This is a genomic window from Pseudomonas sp. D3 (assembly GCF_029320995.1).
Lineage (GTDB): Bacteria > Pseudomonadota > Gammaproteobacteria > Pseudomonadales > Pseudomonadaceae > Aquipseudomonas > Aquipseudomonas paraveronii.
Window position 1 is genome coordinate 5,474,753 of the sequence record NZ_CP119772.1, and the last position, 16,254, is coordinate 5,491,006.

The 16,254-nt window shown below is 62.6% G+C and carries 13 protein-coding genes; 10 read left to right on the forward strand and 3 right to left on the reverse strand.

The features are described 5' to 3' along the window. Positions 1-184: 184 nt before the first annotated feature. The 7 genes from motA (at position 185) to P3S72_RS25345 (ending at position 8,372) form a co-directional block, all read left to right on the forward strand. On the forward strand, positions 185-1,057 hold the full coding sequence (gene motA / locus P3S72_RS25315) for a flagellar motor stator protein MotA (RefSeq protein ID WP_276194780.1): 873 nt from the start codon (positions 185-187) through the stop codon (positions 1,055-1,057). A gap of 2 nt (positions 1,058-1,059) precedes the next feature. Then, a complete protein-coding gene (gene motB, locus P3S72_RS25320; RefSeq protein ID WP_247402819.1) occupies positions 1,060-1,914 on the forward strand; it encodes a flagellar motor protein MotB in 855 nt (284 codons plus the stop codon). Between the two features lie 102 nt (positions 1,915-2,016). Further along, positions 2,017-3,186 (forward strand): flagellar biosynthesis protein FlhB, encoded by a 1,170-nt coding sequence (gene flhB, locus P3S72_RS25325; protein ID WP_247402816.1) that lies wholly within the window; start codon positions 2,017-2,019, stop codon positions 3,184-3,186. A gap of 5 nt (positions 3,187-3,191) precedes the next feature. Beyond that, positions 3,192-5,279 (forward strand): flagellar biosynthesis protein FlhA, encoded by a 2,088-nt coding sequence (gene flhA, locus P3S72_RS25330; protein ID WP_247402813.1) that lies wholly within the window; start codon positions 3,192-3,194, stop codon positions 5,277-5,279. Further along, positions 5,276-7,096 carry a flagellar biosynthesis protein FlhF gene (locus P3S72_RS25335; RefSeq protein WP_276194781.1) on the forward strand — a complete coding sequence of 607 codons (1,821 nt, stop codon included), beginning with the start codon at positions 5,276-5,278 and terminating at the stop codon, positions 7,094-7,096. The genes flhA and P3S72_RS25335 overlap by 4 nt, the downstream gene beginning before the upstream one ends. Before the next feature lie 2 nt (positions 7,097-7,098). Then, complete coding sequence (locus P3S72_RS25340; protein WP_276194782.1) at positions 7,099-7,521, forward strand: hypothetical protein; 423 nt, start codon at positions 7,099-7,101, stop codon at positions 7,519-7,521. 158 nt (positions 7,522-7,679) lie between these two features. After that, positions 7,680-8,372 carry an RNA polymerase sigma factor FliA gene (locus P3S72_RS25345; protein ID WP_247396090.1) on the forward strand — a complete coding sequence of 231 codons (693 nt, stop codon included), beginning with the start codon at positions 7,680-7,682 and terminating at the stop codon, positions 8,370-8,372. A 51-nt stretch (positions 8,373-8,423) separates the two neighbouring features. Here P3S72_RS25345 and P3S72_RS25350 read toward each other — a convergent pair whose 3' ends face one another. Both P3S72_RS25350 and P3S72_RS25355 read right to left on the reverse strand, forming a co-directional pair. Continuing rightward, positions 8,424-11,780, reverse strand: a complete 3,357-nt coding sequence (locus P3S72_RS25350; protein WP_276194783.1) for a tetratricopeptide repeat protein — start codon at positions 11,778-11,780, stop codon at positions 8,424-8,426. Between the two features lie 171 nt (positions 11,781-11,951). Next, positions 11,952-13,004, reverse strand: a complete 1,053-nt coding sequence (locus P3S72_RS25355; protein ID WP_247396094.1) for a FliC/FljB family flagellin — start codon at positions 13,002-13,004, stop codon at positions 11,952-11,954. A 242-nt stretch (positions 13,005-13,246) separates the two neighbouring features. Between P3S72_RS25355 and P3S72_RS25360 the strand changes: the two genes are divergently transcribed. From P3S72_RS25360 to P3S72_RS25370, 3 genes are all read left to right on the forward strand, one after another. Beyond that, positions 13,247-14,071, forward strand: coding sequence for a MotA/TolQ/ExbB proton channel family protein (locus tag P3S72_RS25360; RefSeq protein WP_247396097.1), 825 nt, complete (start codon positions 13,247-13,249; stop codon positions 14,069-14,071). Beyond that, the gene (locus P3S72_RS25365; RefSeq protein WP_276194784.1) at positions 14,068-14,850 is read left to right on the forward strand and encodes an OmpA family protein; all 783 of its coding nucleotides are present in this window, start codon (positions 14,068-14,070) and stop codon (positions 14,848-14,850) included. Before P3S72_RS25360 ends, P3S72_RS25365 begins: the two co-directional genes overlap by 4 nt. Before the next feature lie 73 nt (positions 14,851-14,923). Beyond that, positions 14,924-15,253 (forward strand): hypothetical protein, encoded by a 330-nt coding sequence (locus tag P3S72_RS25370; protein WP_247396101.1) that lies wholly within the window; start codon positions 14,924-14,926, stop codon positions 15,251-15,253. A gap of 44 nt (positions 15,254-15,297) precedes the next feature. Here P3S72_RS25370 and P3S72_RS25375 read toward each other — a convergent pair whose 3' ends face one another. Further along, entirely contained in the window at positions 15,298-15,933 is a 636-nt protein-coding gene (locus tag P3S72_RS25375; RefSeq protein WP_247396103.1) for a LysE family translocator, read from the reverse strand. Between the last annotated feature and the right edge of the window lie 321 nt (positions 15,934-16,254).

Below are 16,254 nucleotides of genomic sequence, written 5' to 3' on the forward strand. Positions count from 1 at the left end.
CCCCGATGAGGGAGTGTCAGTCAGTCATTGCTTGGCTGATCCACCCCCATCGGGGGCAAGCCCCCTCCCACATTTGATCTGTGGCGTTTTCAATTTCACCGTCTGCAAAAACCTCCTCAATTCGTCCCTCGCCGTTGCCGATATTCAGCAAGTCATCCATTGCTTGAATCTAAGGAACGACCACGTGCTCATCGTATCCGGGCTTATCGTTGTACTGTTATCGGTGTTCGGTGGCTTTGTCCTGTCCGGTGGCGCCCTTGGCCCGCTGTATCAACCCACCGAGTTGCTGATGATTGCCGGGGCCGGCGTCGGTGCGTTCATTGCCGCCAATAACGGCAAGGCCATCAGGGCCACGCTCAGTGCCGTGTCACGTTTCAAGCGCAGCGCCAAATACGACAAAACCTTGTACCTGGAGTTGATGGCCATGCTCTATGCCTTGCTGAGCAAGGCCCGCCGCGAAGGCATGCTCGCTCTGGAACGAGATATCGAAGAACCCGAGCAAAGCCCGATTTTCTCCCAATACCCACGGCTGGTAGCTGACCCGCTGATCATCCTGTTCATCACCGATTACCTGCGCCTGCTGATCAGCAGCGCCATGCAGGCCCATGAACTTGACGAGCTGATGCTGCACGAGATCGAAGGCTTCGAACACGAAGCCCACTTGCCTGCCGATGCCCTCTACAAAGTCAGCGACGCCCTACCGGCCTTCGGCATCGTCGCGGCGGTGATGGGCGTGGTCAAAGCCTTGAGCTCGGTGAACGTCGGGCCGGACTTGATGGGCCAGATGATCGCTCATGCACTGGTCGGCACTTTCCTTGGCATTTACCTGGCCTATGGGCTGGTCGCACCGCTGGCCAGCCGTATCGACCGGCAGGCCGCCGAGTCCGCCAAGATGCTGCAATGCATCCGCGTGACGCTGCTGGCCAGCGTGCAAGGCATGCCACCGCAGTTGGCCGTGGAGTTCGGCCGCAAGGCGCTGCACACCAGCGAACGCCCTGGCGCCCTCGAACTGGAAACCTATGTGCGGGGTGGCGGCGGCCAACCGGGAGTCGACTGAGCATGAGCGATCGACCGATCATCATCCGGCGCAAAAAAGCCGCACGGCACGCCCACCATGGCGGCGCCTGGAAGATTGCTTTCGCCGACTTCATGACCGCCCTGATGGCGCTGTTCCTGGTGCTGTGGGTGCTGTCCAACGCCAACAAAAACGACAAGGACGCAATTGCCGAGTACTTCAGCACGCCGCTGCTGGTGGCCATGAGCAAAGGCGATCGCAGCACCTCCAGCACCAGCGCGATCCCCGGCGGCGGGCCTGACCAGCGCTTCTCCGAAGGCGAACGCGCGCGCCAGACCACACGCCCTTCGCGTCTTTCCGGGGATGAACGGCGCCACCTGGAAGCCCTCAAGCAGCGCCTGGACAGTGCAGTGGATCACGACCCGCAATTGCGCGAACTCAAGCAGCAGATCGCAATAGAACTGAGCCCCGAAGGCCTGCGCGTGCAGTTGCTGGATACCGACAAACGCCCGATGTTCGAGCTGGGCAGTGCCAACGTCGCGCCGTACCTGAGCAAGCTGCTCAAGACGTTCGCCCCGGTGCTCAACGAGTTGCCCAACCGCATTCAAATCAGCGGGCATACCGATAGCCACCCCTACCCTGGCGGCGATGCCGGCTACAACAATTGGGACCTGTCCGCCGACCGCGCCAAGGCCTCGCGCCAGGAACTGGTGAGCGGCGGCCTGGACTCCAACAAGCTGCTGCGCGTTTCCGGCATGGCCGACCGCATCCGCTTCCATGGCGCAGGCCCTTATGACGCCGCCAATCGCCGCATCGAAATCACCGTACTCGACAACCGTGTGGCCGAACGCATTCTGTCCCAGGATGAATACGGTCCGGCGGAACCATCCGCCCATTAGCGCGCGATTGTGCGGGGTGTTCGTGCGATCGGCGGCCGAGGCGCCTGCGCACAATAGCGGCTTTGACAGGTCGCGCGGGTTGCCGCAGGCGCCCGGAGAGCCATGGCCGAGACCAGCAGAGAAGACAAGACCGAAGCGGCAACGCCGCGACGGATCGAAAAGGCCCGCGAAGAAGGCCAGGTTGCACGTTCCCGTGAGATGAACACCTTTGTCATGCTGCTGGCCGGCATCGGCGGGCTGTGGCTGATGGGCGGCACCCTCTATGACAACCTTGGCCAGGTGATGGAACAGGCGTTGCTGTTCGACCGCGCACAGCTGTTCGACACCGCGCGCATGCTCAGTACGCTGTGGACATTGAGCCAGATCGCGCTGCTGACGTTGGCCCCGTTCTTCGCCCTGACGACCTTCGCCGCGCTCGCCGCGCCGGCCCTGCTGGGTGGGCTGGTGATCACCCTGAAGGCCGTGCGCCCGCAGTTTTCCCGGGTCAACCCCATGAGCGGGCTGGCGCGCTTGTTCTCAGTGCAGGTGCTGGTGGAGTTGGCGAAGGCCATCGCCAAGGCCAGCCTGATCGGCACGGTGATCTACTTCTTTCTGCGCAGCCACATCGAGCAGTTGCTCAACTTGCCGCACATGCCCGCGCCAAAAGCCCTGGCCACCCTGCTGAGCCTGACCGCCAGCGCCTGCACGATGTGTGTCGCGGCACTGATTATCGTGGTGGGCATGGACGTGCCTTACCAATTATGGACTTACGCCAAGAACCTGCGCATGTCCAAGGAAGAGCAGCGCCAGGAACACAAGAACGCCGACGGCGACCCGCATATCAAGGCGAGGATTCGCCAGATGCAACAGGCCCGCGCGCGGCGCCGCATGATGAGCAAGGTGCCCAAGGCCGACGTGATCGTCACCAACCCCAGCCACTTCGCGGTGGCCTTGTCGTACCAGAAAGAAAAGAACGGCGCTCCGCGCGTGGTAGCCAAGGGCGCGGATGACGTGGCGCTGCGCATTCGCGAGATCGCCGCAGAACATCATCTGCCGATGCTGGAAGCACCGCCGCTGGCGCGGGCCCTGTATTTCCACGTCGACCTGGATCGCGAAATTCCCATCGAGCTGTACACCGTGGTCGCTGAAGTGGTGGCCTGGGCCATTCGCCTCAAGCGTGTCAGCGAACACGGCGGCGACCTGCCGCCGACCCCGGTGAACCTGACTGTACCGCCAGGCATGGACCAGCGTGGTCCGCGTACCCCGACACCTGAGGATGACCCGAACGCATGAAAGGCATGACCGATTTATTCGGCCCCGACTCCTGGCTGGCCACCACCGACCTCAAGATCATGACCGGCCCGGTGCTGATCGTGCTCATCCTGTCGATGATGATCCTGCCGCTGCCCACGTTCATCCTCGACCTGCTGTTCACCTTCAATATCGCCCTGGCGATCATGGTGCTGATGGTCAGCATGCTCACGGAAAAGCCCCTGGATTTCTCGGCGTTTCCCTCGGTGCTGCTGTTCACCACCTTGCTGCGCCTGTCGCTGAACGTGGCGTCCACGCGGGTGATTCTGATGGAAGGCCACACCGGCCCCGACGCGGCCGGTAAGGTGATCGAGGCCTTCGGCGAGTTCCTGGTGGGCGGCAACTTCGCCGTGGGCCTGGCGCTGTTCCTGATCCTGGTGACCATCAACTTCATGGTGATCACCAAGGGTGCCGGGCGTATCGCCGAAGTCGGCGCGCGCTTCACCCTCGACTCGATGCCCGGTAAGCAGATGGCGATCGACGCCGACCTCAACGCCGGCTTGATCGGCGAACCGCAAGCCCGCCAGCGGCGCAAGGAAGTCGCTCAGGAAGCTGACTTCTTCGGTTCCATGGACGGCGCCAGCAAGTTCGTGCGCGGTGACGCCGTGGCCGGGCTGGTGATCATGGGCGTGTGCATCATCGGTGGCCTGGCCATCGGTATCCTGCAGCACGGCATGGCCTTCTCCGATGCCGCCCACACCTACACCATGCTGACCATCGGCGACGGGCTGGTGGCGCAGATTCCCGGCCTGGTGATTTCGATTGCCGCCGGTGTCACGGTGTCGCGCGTGAACACTGAACAGGACGTTGGCCAACAGATGATGGGCCAACTGTTCAGCCGCCCGAAAGTGCTGATGATGACCGCCGGCGTGATGGGCCTGCTCGGGCTGGTACCGGGCATGCCCAACTTGGTGTTCCTGATTCTTACCGGGCTACTGGCCGGGCTGGGCTGGTGGTTCTCCAAACAGGAGGAACTGGCCCCGGAAGGCTCCCCGGTGCAGACCCTGCTGCCCAAATCGGCCTCGCAAAGCAGCGAAGCCTCCTGGGACGATGTGCAGTTGGTCGACACCCTGAGCCTGCGCGTCGGCCATCGCCTGATCCAGTTGGTGGATGCGCGCCAGCAAGGCGAGCTGATCACCCGGATCAAAAGCCTGCGCAAAAAATTTGCCCAGGACGTGGGCTTTTTGCCGCCGGTGGTGCATGTACGCGACAAGTTGGAACTGGCCGCCAACACTTACATCATCAGCCTCAAGGGCGTGGAAATCGGCCGCGGCGAAGTGTTCCCCGGCAAGTGGCTGGCGATCAACCCCGGCAAGGTCACCCATGAGCTGGAAGGCACGCCGGCGGTGGACCCGGCGTTCGGGCTGCCGGCGATCTGGATCGAATCGAACCTGCGCGAGCACGGGCAGATCTATGGCTACACCGTGGTCGACGCCAGCACCGTGACCGCCACCCACCTCAACCACCTGCTGCATCAGCACGCCAAGGACATGCTTGGCCGTGGCGAAGTGCAGAAGCTGCTGGACAAGCTCGGCCCCGACAGCAAAGGCCTGGTCGACGAAGTGGTGCCCAAGCTGGTGTCGCTGACGGTGTTGCAGCGCGTGCTGCAGAACCTGCTCGAAGAAAACGTCTCGATCCGCGACATGCGCACCATCCTCGATGCCCTGGCTGAACACGGTGGCGTACAACAACCGCCGGATGTGCAGGAGCTGACGGCGGTAGTGCGCGTGGCCCTGGGACGCTCCATCGTCAATCAGCTGTTTGGCAACAAAACCGAACTGAAAGTGATCGGCCTCGACTTCAACCTGGAGCAGGTCTTGATGCAGGCGGTGGGCAATGGCGGCGCGCTGGAGCCGAGCCTGGCGGACAACCTGATGCAGCAGACCACCTTGACCCTCAAGCGTCAGGAAAACAGTAGCGAGCCGCCGGTGCTGGTGGTGCCCAACAAGCTGCGTCCGGTGCTGTCGCGCTTCCTGCGGCGGCGCCTGCGCCAGCTCACGGTGATTGCCCTGAGCGAAATACCCGACGACCGCACCCTGCGCATGACTAACGTGATCGGAGGCAAACCCAAGTGAGCACTCAACGATTTATCGGCGCCAACAGCCGCGAAGCCATGAACCAGGTACGCCTGGCCCTGGGTGAAGACGCGTTGATCCTGTCGAGCCGCATGACCGATGCCGGCGTGGAAATCCTGGCGCTGGCCGAAGAGCTGCCCGCGCCGGCCTCTGCGGATTTCGCCGCGTTGAGTGAACGCCTGCTGAGTGAAATTCAGGCTATGCGCCAGTTGATCGATAGCCGGGGGAAACCCTCGCCCTTGCTCAAATGGCTGCTCGACGCCGGCTTCAGCGCCAGCCTCAGCCAGGAGTTGCTGGGCCACAGCCCGCCGCCGTTGCCCGATGCCACACCGGCACGGCTCAAGACCTGGCTGATGCAACGACTGGACAGCCAACTGAACCAACTGGCCGATGAAGCCGAGTTATTCAACGAGCCCACCGTGATTGCCCTGGTCGGCCCCACCGGCGTGGGCAAGACCACCACCACCGCCAAGCTGGCGGCGCGTTATGTCATGCGCCATGGCCCCGACCAGGTGGCATTGGTCAGCACCGACAGTTTTCGGATCGGTGCCCACGAACAACTGCGCATTTATGCGCAACTGCTGGGGGTCGAGTTGCACACCCTGGAGCCTGATGCGCCGCTTGGCCCGCTGCTGGGCGGGCTGGCCGACAAGCGCCTGGTGCTCATCGACACCGTCGGCATGAGCCAGCGCGACGCACGCCTGGTGACGCAAATCCATCAACTGGGCGGCAGTGGTCGCGCGGTGCGCCTGATGCTGGTGCTCAACGCCGCCAGCCATGGCGATACCCTCGATGAAGTGCTGCACACCTACCGCGAAGCCGCGCACGCCGCCGGTTGCCGCCTGGACGACTGCATCGTCAGCAAGTGCGATGAGGCTGCGCGGCTTGGACCGGTACTGGATACGTTGATTCGACACGACTTGCGGCTGAACTATTTGTCGACGGGCCAGCAAGTGCCGGAAGACCTGCAATTGCCCAGCACGTCGAACTTTTTGCAGCAAGCGCTGGATACGTCCCGGCCTTCGCGGTTTGCCTCAGCCCCCGGCACGTCGGCGAGCCAACGCTTGAATGCGCTGGTGCGCGGGTTGATGGGGCAGCGCAAGGCGCTGTTGGCATTGCGCGACAGCCTGATCGCGCACGTCGACGGCTTCGGCCCGTTGCTCGACGCCTGGCCGTTGATGGCGTTACCGGCGGCGCAGCAACCTGCGCGCTGGGACGCGTTTATCCGCGCGCAAGAACCCAGCGCGCCCGTTGCAGCGGTGTGGGTCACCGCGACCCAGAGCAGCCAGCGCGTGGTGTATCGAGGTGAACGCCAACGCCTGGGCAACCTGGCCGGGCACGCTGAAGCCTTCGGCATCCGCGAGTTGCGCTACCGCAACCGCACTGCGCGACTGACCTTAAGCCATCTGCCGGTGGTGCTCAAAAATGCCCCCGCGCGCGCCTGGTTCGGCACCTTGCAAGACAGCCACAGCGGTCAACACTTGGGCCAACGCTACTGGCTGAGCGTGGAGTCGCAAGGGTTGAAGGAACAGGCCGCCAACCTCCTGCTGCAGTTGAAGCACGATGAACTGGCCAGCCTGACTGCACGCGGCAAGACGCAGTTACTCGCCATGTCTGCGCATCTGCACGCCGAACTGCGCCTGTACCTGGCCGCCGGGCTCGCCGCCAGCGCCATGCGCCTGGCCAACGCCAGTGACGATTGGGCTTTCCAGGCCCGCACGCAACTGCTTGGCCTGCTGCCGAAAAAAACCAGGGGCCAAACCGGCGAAATCCTCGAAGGCTTGCTGCACTTGTCCGCCGTCACGGGCAGCCTCTGAGCATGCACGACCAGGCCACCGGCCTGCGCCACTGGGCCAGGCAACAACAGGCTCCGGTCGTGGATCGCACCCTGATGCTATTCGGCTCGGCACAAGCGACCGTCCAGGCGCACAAAACCCTGGAGCGTTGGCACTGCCAAGGTCATCGCTGGGTCGGCGACCCCGCGCGCTGGCGCGTTCAGGCGGTGGATAACTATCACCGCGATCTGCCCGAGCGCTGGAGTGTGTGGGTCGACAGCGACCTGGGTGCCTTCTGCCGCACGTTCAGCGCGTTGAGCCTGTTACGCGAACAGGGTGGCCCCGCGCAGGTATTGGCGCTGCACACCGGTTTTTCCCAGCAGGGCCTGCTGAACAATTTGCGCGAGGCCGCGCAGCGGTATCTGGGGATGCGGTTGTTGGTGATCGATGAGACTCGCAAATCCTGAGAACACCGCAGCGGCGTTGTCCTGCCGACCACATTTCATTCCATTCACCGTGGGCTAAGCAGCGAATACGTCACCTGGCACACACCTGTTCCGCGCTTAAGCGGCCAGGACCAGCGGTAATAATCCCGTGGATTTTCTGTCTTTCGCAGGCGCGCACGATGTATACGGCACAGGGCAAGATTAACCAGCAGGAAGTCCTCCAGCAGTACCTCCCGATGGTCCGGCGCCAGGCACTGGGGTTGAAGACCCGGCTGCCTTCCAATATTGAACTGGACGACTTGATTCAAGCCGGCAGCATCGGTCTGCTCGATGCCATGACGCGGTATGACTTGAGCGTCGGCGCGACGTTCGCCACCTTCGCTTCGCAACGTATTCGCGGGGCGATGATTGACGAACTGCGCACCCGCGACTGGGTGCCCCGCAGCGTGCGCCGCAACGCGCGGGCCGTGGAAGACGCCATGCATCGCGTGGAACAGAACCTGGGGCGTCCGGCCCGGGAACGGGAAGTGGCGTCGGCCATGGGACTCACGCTGGAGCAATACCAGAAGGTGCTCGATGACACGAACGGCAGCCAGATGCTGCCCTTTGACGACGTGGATGAAGAGCACAGCGAAGACGCCAGTTCGCGGCTGCGCACGCCCTTTGCCGAACTGATCAACGACCGCAACCGTGCCAACCTCACTCGGGCCATTGACGCCCTGCCTGCGCGCGAACGCCTGCTGCTCGCGCTGTGTCACCACGAGAAACTCAACCTGCGCGAGATTGGCGTGGTGCTGGAAGTGAGCGAATCGCGTGTGTGCCAATTGCATGCCCAGGCCATTGCCCGGCTGCAGGCCAGAATGAAGGAATAAACCGCGCCTGCGGTGGTGGCGAGGGAGCACGCGCCCTCGCCACACAGTTCCTCACCCCTCGGCGTACGCCACCTCGTTATAGCTTGCGATCAGCCAGGTCAACTGCTCACGCGGCAGGTGCATCATCGGCTGCAGATCGAACCGCGCCATACGCCCGACAAACTCGGTAGGCGCCAACAGCCGCTCGATCACATGGTAGTGCGGGCGGTCCAGGTAGTCGTCGAACAACACGATGATCGGCTTGGTCGCCCGCAAGTAAGCCGTGACAAAGCAGGCGATGCGGAAACGCCCATCGATCAGAATCACATCGGGCTGCTCGAAGAACGGTTCATCCCAGACCTTCAGCGGGTAGGTGTGGAACTTCTTCCAGTGTCGGGCGTTCTTCGGCCGCGCCCACTTACCGGTCTCGCCTACATCCACCGCGTAAATCCGTGGCCGCGAGGGCAGCGTGGCATTGGCAATCCAGGCTTGCATGTCCTCGGCCCAGCGGGCGTCGTTCTCTACCGAGATCACGGTTTTGTCCGGCATGCTGGCGGCCAGTAGGGTGGAACCGCCGCTGCCGTATTCGAGGATCACTGAGGCCTGGGTATAGAGCGTCTTCACATAGGCGGCCACTTCTGCCGGAAAGGTCACTTGGGGCGCCTGCATCGGTGCTCGGGGAAGTTCGAGCGGTTGCGGCATGGCGCTCGGGCTCTGGCAGTGCTTGAGGTACTGCGTGGCCAGGTCGCTATCGATTGCGTTGAGCAGTTGCGTCGCCATATCAAAGGCGGCGTAGACCGTGTGCAGCACAAAGGCCAGCTTCAGGCGCTGGTTATCGGACAGTGCTGCCATGCGTGTCGCATCCGGCAAAAACAGCGCATCGGCGCACACCAGGTGGGAAGCGCGCAATTGATCCAGGCTTTGCCCTTCGCTCGGATGGCTGATGTGCTGCAGGTTATTGAGCCGGTAAAAACTGAACCCGCGCCGGGCCAGGCACCGGCTGATCAAGCCCACATCGGCCTGCTGATCATGCGTCGGCGCAAAGTTGACCCGCGCTTGCACCAACAGCGTATCGGCGAGGGTGCGTTGGCCATGTTCGATCACGGCCAGGCTGTCGTTGAGGTTGTCGAGCAACAGCCAGTCCACCGACGGCAAGCCGTTGATCGCATCCAGTTTGAGCGTGGGCACCGCCAGTTTGGCCAGGACTGCGGACGCCGCCAGCGGTGCCAGCGTGGCGCTCATGGCCGGATCGAGGCAGGCGTAGAGCGTGGCGGGCTGACCATTGCCCAGCGCCGCATGGGGGTAGTAATGCAACTCACCCAGTTGCGCCAGTTGTCGGGCGTTGTCGATGCGGCTGGCGGGGTCAAAGGCCACCGTGGAAAACGCCGCCATTTTTTGCAGCGCGACAAACTGCGCCGATGCGATCAGCGTGCTGCCGTGGTCCAGGGTCACCACTTTGCCCTGGAACTTGAAGCCAAAGCCCTCGTCCCTGGCCGGCGCCACCGGGTGCTGAAGCACCACGCTTGCGGCCTCCCCCTCAAACCTGGCCAGCCCTTGCGGGCTCAACGTCAGCGCGGCAGCCGGCTTGCCCTCGCAGTAGCGCTGCCAGATGGCACGCATGGCGGTGCCGAAGTGGTTGGCGAAACCCTGGCTGTCACACACCGGCGAGCCCATCAGCACCTCGCGCAGATGGCTGCGGATGCGCGCCAGGCTGTCCAGGTCACTGCCCAACTCGATGACGCGCTGCTGGTATTGCGCCCAACTATGCACCACCAACTCCGGCAGGCCGGTGTTGACCAAATGGGTGGCCGAGTGGCGCCCGGCGAAGGTCGGCCCGGGGAAGGTGACCACCGGTACGCCCATCAATAAGGCTTCGCAGGTGGTAAGGCCGCCGGAATAGGGCCAGGGATCAAGCGCGATATCGATGCGGCTGTAGGTTTCCAGCAGGGTCTTGTGCCCCACCGGACCTTCGATCAGCACCCGCTCCTGGGCGATGCCGTGGGCAGCCATAACGCCGTGCACATGGGCACGCAATTCGGCGTTGCCGAAGGCGCCCCCCTTGAGCAACAGCCGCGAACCGGGCGTAGCGCGCATCAACTCGGCCCAACGTGCCAACAGTACATCGTTGACCTTGGTCGGGTTATTGAAGCAGCCATAGGTGACAAAACCGTTGGTCAACGCCGGCAGGGGCTTGATGTCCGGCGTGTAGGGCGGCGGGTCGTAGCAAATGTAGTCGTCGGGCAAGCGGATGAGCTTTTCGGTGTAGAACGCGTCCTCCCCCTCCGGTGACTCGATGCGGTCGGTCAACAGGTAGTCGATCGCGCTAACGCCTGTGGTGTTGATCAGGCCACCGACCCATTTCACCAGCAAGGGCGCCGGCTGCAGCGCCATGGTGCGCATGCGGTTGCCGGCGTTATGACCACAGAGGTCAATCAGGATATCGATGCGGTCATCGCGGATGCGCTGGGCCAGCGTGAGGTCGTCCATATGTTTGATCGCCAGCCATTGCTGCACCGACGCCTGGATGCGCCGGGTCAGGTGGTCGCACACCTGACTGGTGCTGTAGGCGAACAACTGGAACTGATGACGCGGCAGTTTTTCCAGCACGCCCACGATCATATTGCCCACCGGGTGCTGGCGCAGGCCGTCGGATACCAGGCCGATACGCAAGCAACGGTCGGGGGCGCGGTCGAGCACTTCGGGGCGCGGCGGCACGGCTTTGGGGCCGAAGCGCGATTGCCATTCCTTGCACACCTCGAAGATAAAATCGCGGCTGCGCTCGGGGTCGTAGTGCAGCGAGGTCAGGCGGTTGGAGTACGGCAGCACGTCCTTGCGCTTGGCCAGCGTCACGGCCTTTTGGTAATAGGTGTCGGCCGTGGCCAGTTGACCGATGTCCTTGTACAGGTTGGCCGCATTGTTCCAGTGGCTGTAATCGCCAGGTTCGCGTTCGATCAGCTTGTCGAACACGACGATGGCTTCGCCGTGGCGTTCCAGGCGATTGAGGATCAGGCCTTTGCGCGAGAGCATATGACAGTCATGGGGCGTCAACGCCAGTGCCTGATCGATATGCGACAGGGCTTTGGCGAACTGGCCTTTTTCGAAATACAGCGTGGCCAGGCGGTGATGCCCGGCGGCGAAATCCGGGTTGATGCCCAGCGCCTTGAGGACAAGTTCAAGGGCGCGATCCGCCTGGCCGAGCTTTTGCGCGGCCTTGGCCACCAACTCCAATGCCTGAGGTTCATTGGGCAGCAACTGCAAGGCGTGCTCGAAACTGCTCAGCGCTTGCTCGGGATCACTGTGCAGTTGCTGATGGCCCAAGTCTTTCCACACCTTTGGGTCATGGGGGCGTTGCTCGCTGCGCCGTCGCGCCTGGGCAAGCGTAGGGGCAGCAGGATGGCTGGGAGAGCCGGGGCGCGGGGATCTGGGCATTCAGGAGCAGCCTTGTGCAAAGAGATTCTGGGCGAAATGCTATCGCGCCACCCTCCCCGCCAAAGCCCGGATAAACCCACCTCAATGCCGCAATTACCAAAGATTGTGCTGCGAACGCGCACAAAAAAGGGGCTCAGCGTGAGCTGGCCCCTTCGTACCGCGCGGTTGCGATTATTGCAGCAGCGACAGCATTTGCTCCGGCATGGAGTTGGCTTGGGCCAATACCGACGTACCTGCCTGTTGCAGGATCTGGGCGCTGGTCATGGACGACACTTCCGTAGCGTAGTCCACGTCCTGAATGCCCGAACGCGCGGAGGTCAGGTTAGTGGTCGTGGTGGAAATGTTGGTGATCGCCGAGTCGAAACGGTTTTGCACCGCACCCAGGTCCGAACGCATCGAGTCCACCGTGTTCAGGGCGTTGTCGAGGGTGGTCAGGGTGCTGGTGGACTTCTTGGTCACCGCATTCTCGGTATCGATGCTGACGCTGGCCGAGGTGGTAGTGCCGCTGGTGGTCAGAGTCACTTCCGCCGCGTAGGTCTTGCCGCCCACGGTCAGGAAGTAGTCGCCGTCGGCGTCGGCGGACAGCGTGCCGCCGGTGACCGTGGTACCGGACTTGTCGACATAGCTGGTGTTGGTCGACGTGATCGCGGTGCCCGAGGAATCCGACAGAGTGCTGGCGGTCAGGGTGGTGTCGTAGCCGTTCACGTTGAAGCTCTCCAAGCCCAGGGTCTTGGCATTGATTTCGCTGAGCTTGATGTCGATGGTTTCGCCATCGTTGGCGCCGACCTGGATGGTGATGGTCTGGTCTTTGGACAGCACGTCCACGCCGTTGAACGCGGTTTGCGAGGAGATACGGTCGATCTCGTCCAGACGCTGGGTGATCTCGTCCTGGATCGATTGCAGGTCGGACTGGGAGTTGGTGCCGTTGGACGCTTGCACCGACAGCTCACGGATGCGCTGCAGGTTGTCGTTCACCTGGTCCAGCGCGCCTTCGGTGGTCTGCGCCAGGGAGATGCCGTCGCTGGCGTTACTGCTCGCCTGCGACAGGCCGGTGATCTGCGAGGTCATGCGGTTGGCAATCGCCTGGCCTGCGGCGTCATCGGATGCGCTGTTGATTTTCAGGCCCGACGACAGGCGTTCGATCGAGGTGCTCAGGCTGTTCTCCGAGGAGTTCAGGTTTTGTTGAGCGATCATGGACGTGATGTTGGTATTGATAACTGACATGGTGCAGTTCCTTTTCGTGGGTGAGCCGCTTGGGACAGATTCAGGGCCCGGCGTCGATGCAATCACCGCCGTTGCCGTACAGACAAACCGAACATCGGCGATCCGATCAGCCGTCTTTAGGCAACCCCCAAAAAAATTTGCGCAGCCGTCCGATTTCGCCACGCAAAGTGCCTGTATTAGCCGATTTGAATCAGCACCCACCGCGTTATAAAGCCTGCCTTGGCCCACAACAGGAGTGCTGCATGAACCCCTCAACCCTGATCGGCATGCTCGCCAGCCTGCTACTGCTGGCGGTGCTGCTCATGTTCAGCGCGCAACAACCCGGCTTGTTCATTGACCTGCCGGCCCTGGGCATTGTGGTGGTCGGCACCTTTGCCGCGACCTTCATCAGCTACCCGCTGCGCGAAGTGCTGCACATCTTCAGCCTGATCAAGACCGTGGTGCGTCACGAGCGCGAATACACCCAGGAAGACATCGACGAACTGGTGAGCCTGTCGCGCCTGTGGATCGACGGCGACCTGCGCGCGGTGGAGGAAGTCCTCGACCGGGTGAAGAACCCCTTCCTGCGTTCCGGCGTGCAACTGGTGATCGACAAGACACCACTGGACGACATCCTCGACCTGCTGCAGTGGCGCATCGCGCGGCTGCGTGCCAAGGAACACGCCGAGGCCCAGCTGTTCCGGGTCATGGCCAGCTATGCGCCGGCCTTCGGCATGCTCGGTACCCTGGTGGGGCTGGTGAACCTGATGTTCGTGCTGGGCGACGGCGACATGGTGACTATCGGCCGACAAATGGCCGTGGGCCTGATGACCACGCTCTACGGCGTGTTGCTGGCCAACCTGCTGTGCAAACCGGTGGCGGTGAAACTGGAACGCCGCACCGAACAGCGCGTGGTGGTGATGAACATGGTGCTGCAAGGCGTGGCGATGATGGCCAACAAACGCAGCCCAGGGCTGATGCGTGAAACCTTGAAGTCGTTCGTGGCCCACTACCAGAACGACTTGCGCGACGAACCCTTGCGCCCGGCACGCCCCCTGATTGCGCTGAAGTGGAAAACCCGGGCATGACAGCCATCACCCGCAACCAGGCTGCCGCGATCGCCAGCGGCACGCTGCCCGTAGAAGATCCAGGTGGCGAAACCTGGATGATGACCTACCTGGACATGATGACCCTGCTGCTGGTGATGACCATGGCCATGCTGGCGTTGGCCGGCAAGAGCCATGAGCTTGCGCGGCACAGTGCCAAGCTCACTGTAGCCCCCGTTTTTAGTGCAAAAAGCCTGACCTCGATAGACCCGCCGGGCGCGTTGTTGCGGGTACATCAGGCGCCGGCACCCGTGGTGGAAGCCGAGCCCGCCCCCATCGTCGCCGTTGAGCCCGAGCCCGTGACTGTGGTTGAGCCCGAGCCGCCCAAGCCCACGACGCAAGACCTGCTCAACGAACTGCCACTGGACAAGCTGGGCAATGACATCGAAGTGGTCACCAACGACAGCAGTGTGAGCTTTCGGATCAGCAGCGAAATCCTGTTCCCTTCCGGCCAGTCCGACCTCAGCCTGGGCGGCCTCGCCGTGCTGCGCAAGCTGATCCCTTTACTCGACAGCGTGCCGCACAAAATCATCGTCGCCGGCCATACCGACCCCCAAGACATTCGCAACTCGCGTTTCCCCTCCAACTGGGAGCTCTCCGGCGCCCGCGCCGGCAGCGTAGTCCGCTACTTGCAAAGCAACGGCATCCAGCCCAACCGCCTCGCCGCCATCGGCTATGCCGACACCCGTCCCCTGGCCGACAACGCCCTCGCCGAAGGCCGCGCCCGCAACCGCCGCGTGGAACTGATCCTGGAGCGCTGACGCGTGGGTCTTTTTTTTCCGGCGCAGAACAGTGATCATCGCCCTCCCCACCAAAGCCTGAGGAAGCGAGACCATGGAATTGACGCTGGAAGCGGTTGCGCTCTTCGCACTGAAACTGGTGCACGAGACCGACGGCGGCAGCCCGGTTTTGCGTGACGATCTGGTGATGGACGGGTACGAGCGGGAAGTGTTTGGGTTATTGGTGCGACGGGGGGATCTGCCTGCGATTCAACTCAAGATCGAGGAGTGCGCGGTGCAGGCGCTGGATACAGTGGGCGGCGCCCAGACGGTGCTGGGGCGGGAATTGCGGCGGTTGGCGACTGACGTGCAAAACGTCCGTCAACTCGATGCACTGCCCGCGCCGCTAACCACCCTCAAGGACTATTTGAAAGACATCCAGTGACTCGGTGATCAGCGTGCCGGCCAGCGTCAATAGCGCATGCCCGATTACCGCCGCCCTTCAACTGCCATACGCACGGCCAAGCCCATCAGCACCGAGCCCATCAGCCAGCGCTGCGCCACCTGCCAACCGGGCCGGGTGACGAAGAACACCGCGATGGAGCCCGCCATCATGGCAATCATTGCGTTGACGCCCACGCTAATGAAAATCTGCGTAAAACCCAGCACCAACGATTGCGTCAGCACGCTGCCGTGGCCGTTCGGGTCGATGAACTGTGGCAGTAGCGACAGGTACATCACCGCGACTTTAGGGTTCAGCAGGTTGGTCACAAAGCCCATCATGAACAGCTTGCGCGGGCTATCCTGAGGCAAATCCCGCACCTGAAAAGGCGAACGACCACCCGGCTTGACCGCCTGCCAGGCCAGGTAGACCAGATACAACGCACCGCCGAGTCGCAGCGCGTCGTAGGCCAAGGGAACCGCCATGACCAATGCGGTGATACCCAACGCCGCGCACAGCATGTAAACGATAAAACCCAACGCAACCCCGCCCAGGGAAATCAAACCGGCCGTGCGCCCCTGGCAAATCGAGCGGGAAATGAGGTAAATCATGTTCGGCCCGGGCGTCAGCACCATGCCCAGTGAGATCAGGCCATAGGCAAGCCAGTTGGACAGTTCGGGCATCGTGCAGCTCCTGAATGAGGGTGTTGTCGGCGAAAGCCCCTTGGCCAACGTTGTCGTGTCGAGCGCCATGGTAGGGCGTGCGACAAGCGCGCGTTAGATACAGATCTGCGAGCAAAACGTCATACACAGGACAGGCCCATGGTCGACTTCGCCCTCGCTGCCGTACAAAAACAGCGTGGCCTATTCCGTGGAATCGTCCGGGACTTTCGCTCCGGATTTCCAAGCACCTACTGACCTGATCAGCGGGCAAAAAAAGACCTTGGCGTCCCAAGGTCTTTTTTACTGCAGGCATGCCTGATTCAATGGATGCACACCGTCAAA

Excerpts from the sequence above, each read along its gene's own strand:
- P3S72_RS25365 (WP_276194784.1), top strand. The coding sequence starts at position 14,068 with ATGACAGCCATCACCCGCAACCAGGCTGCCGCGATCGCCAGCGGCACG.
- P3S72_RS25350 (WP_276194783.1), bottom strand. The coding sequence starts at position 11,780 with ATGCCCAGATCCCCGCGCCCCGGCTCTCCCAGCCATCCTGCTGCCCCT.
- flhA (WP_247402813.1), top strand. The coding sequence starts at position 3,192 with ATGACCGATTTATTCGGCCCCGACTCCTGGCTGGCCACCACCGACCTC.
- P3S72_RS25370 (WP_247396101.1), top strand. The coding sequence starts at position 14,924 with ATGGAATTGACGCTGGAAGCGGTTGCGCTCTTCGCACTGAAACTGGTG.
- motB (WP_247402819.1), top strand. The coding sequence starts at position 1,060 with ATGAGCGATCGACCGATCATCATCCGGCGCAAAAAAGCCGCACGGCAC.
- P3S72_RS25340 (WP_276194782.1), top strand. The coding sequence starts at position 7,099 with ATGCACGACCAGGCCACCGGCCTGCGCCACTGGGCCAGGCAACAACAG.
- P3S72_RS25360 (WP_247396097.1), top strand. The coding sequence starts at position 13,247 with ATGAACCCCTCAACCCTGATCGGCATGCTCGCCAGCCTGCTACTGCTG.
- flhB (WP_247402816.1), top strand. The coding sequence starts at position 2,017 with ATGGCCGAGACCAGCAGAGAAGACAAGACCGAAGCGGCAACGCCGCGA.
- P3S72_RS25345 (WP_247396090.1), top strand. The coding sequence starts at position 7,680 with ATGTATACGGCACAGGGCAAGATTAACCAGCAGGAAGTCCTCCAGCAG.
- P3S72_RS25355 (WP_247396094.1), bottom strand. The coding sequence starts at position 13,004 with ATGTCAGTTATCAATACCAACATCACGTCCATGATCGCTCAACAAAAC.
- P3S72_RS25375 (WP_247396103.1), bottom strand. The coding sequence starts at position 15,933 with ATGCCCGAACTGTCCAACTGGCTTGCCTATGGCCTGATCTCACTGGGC.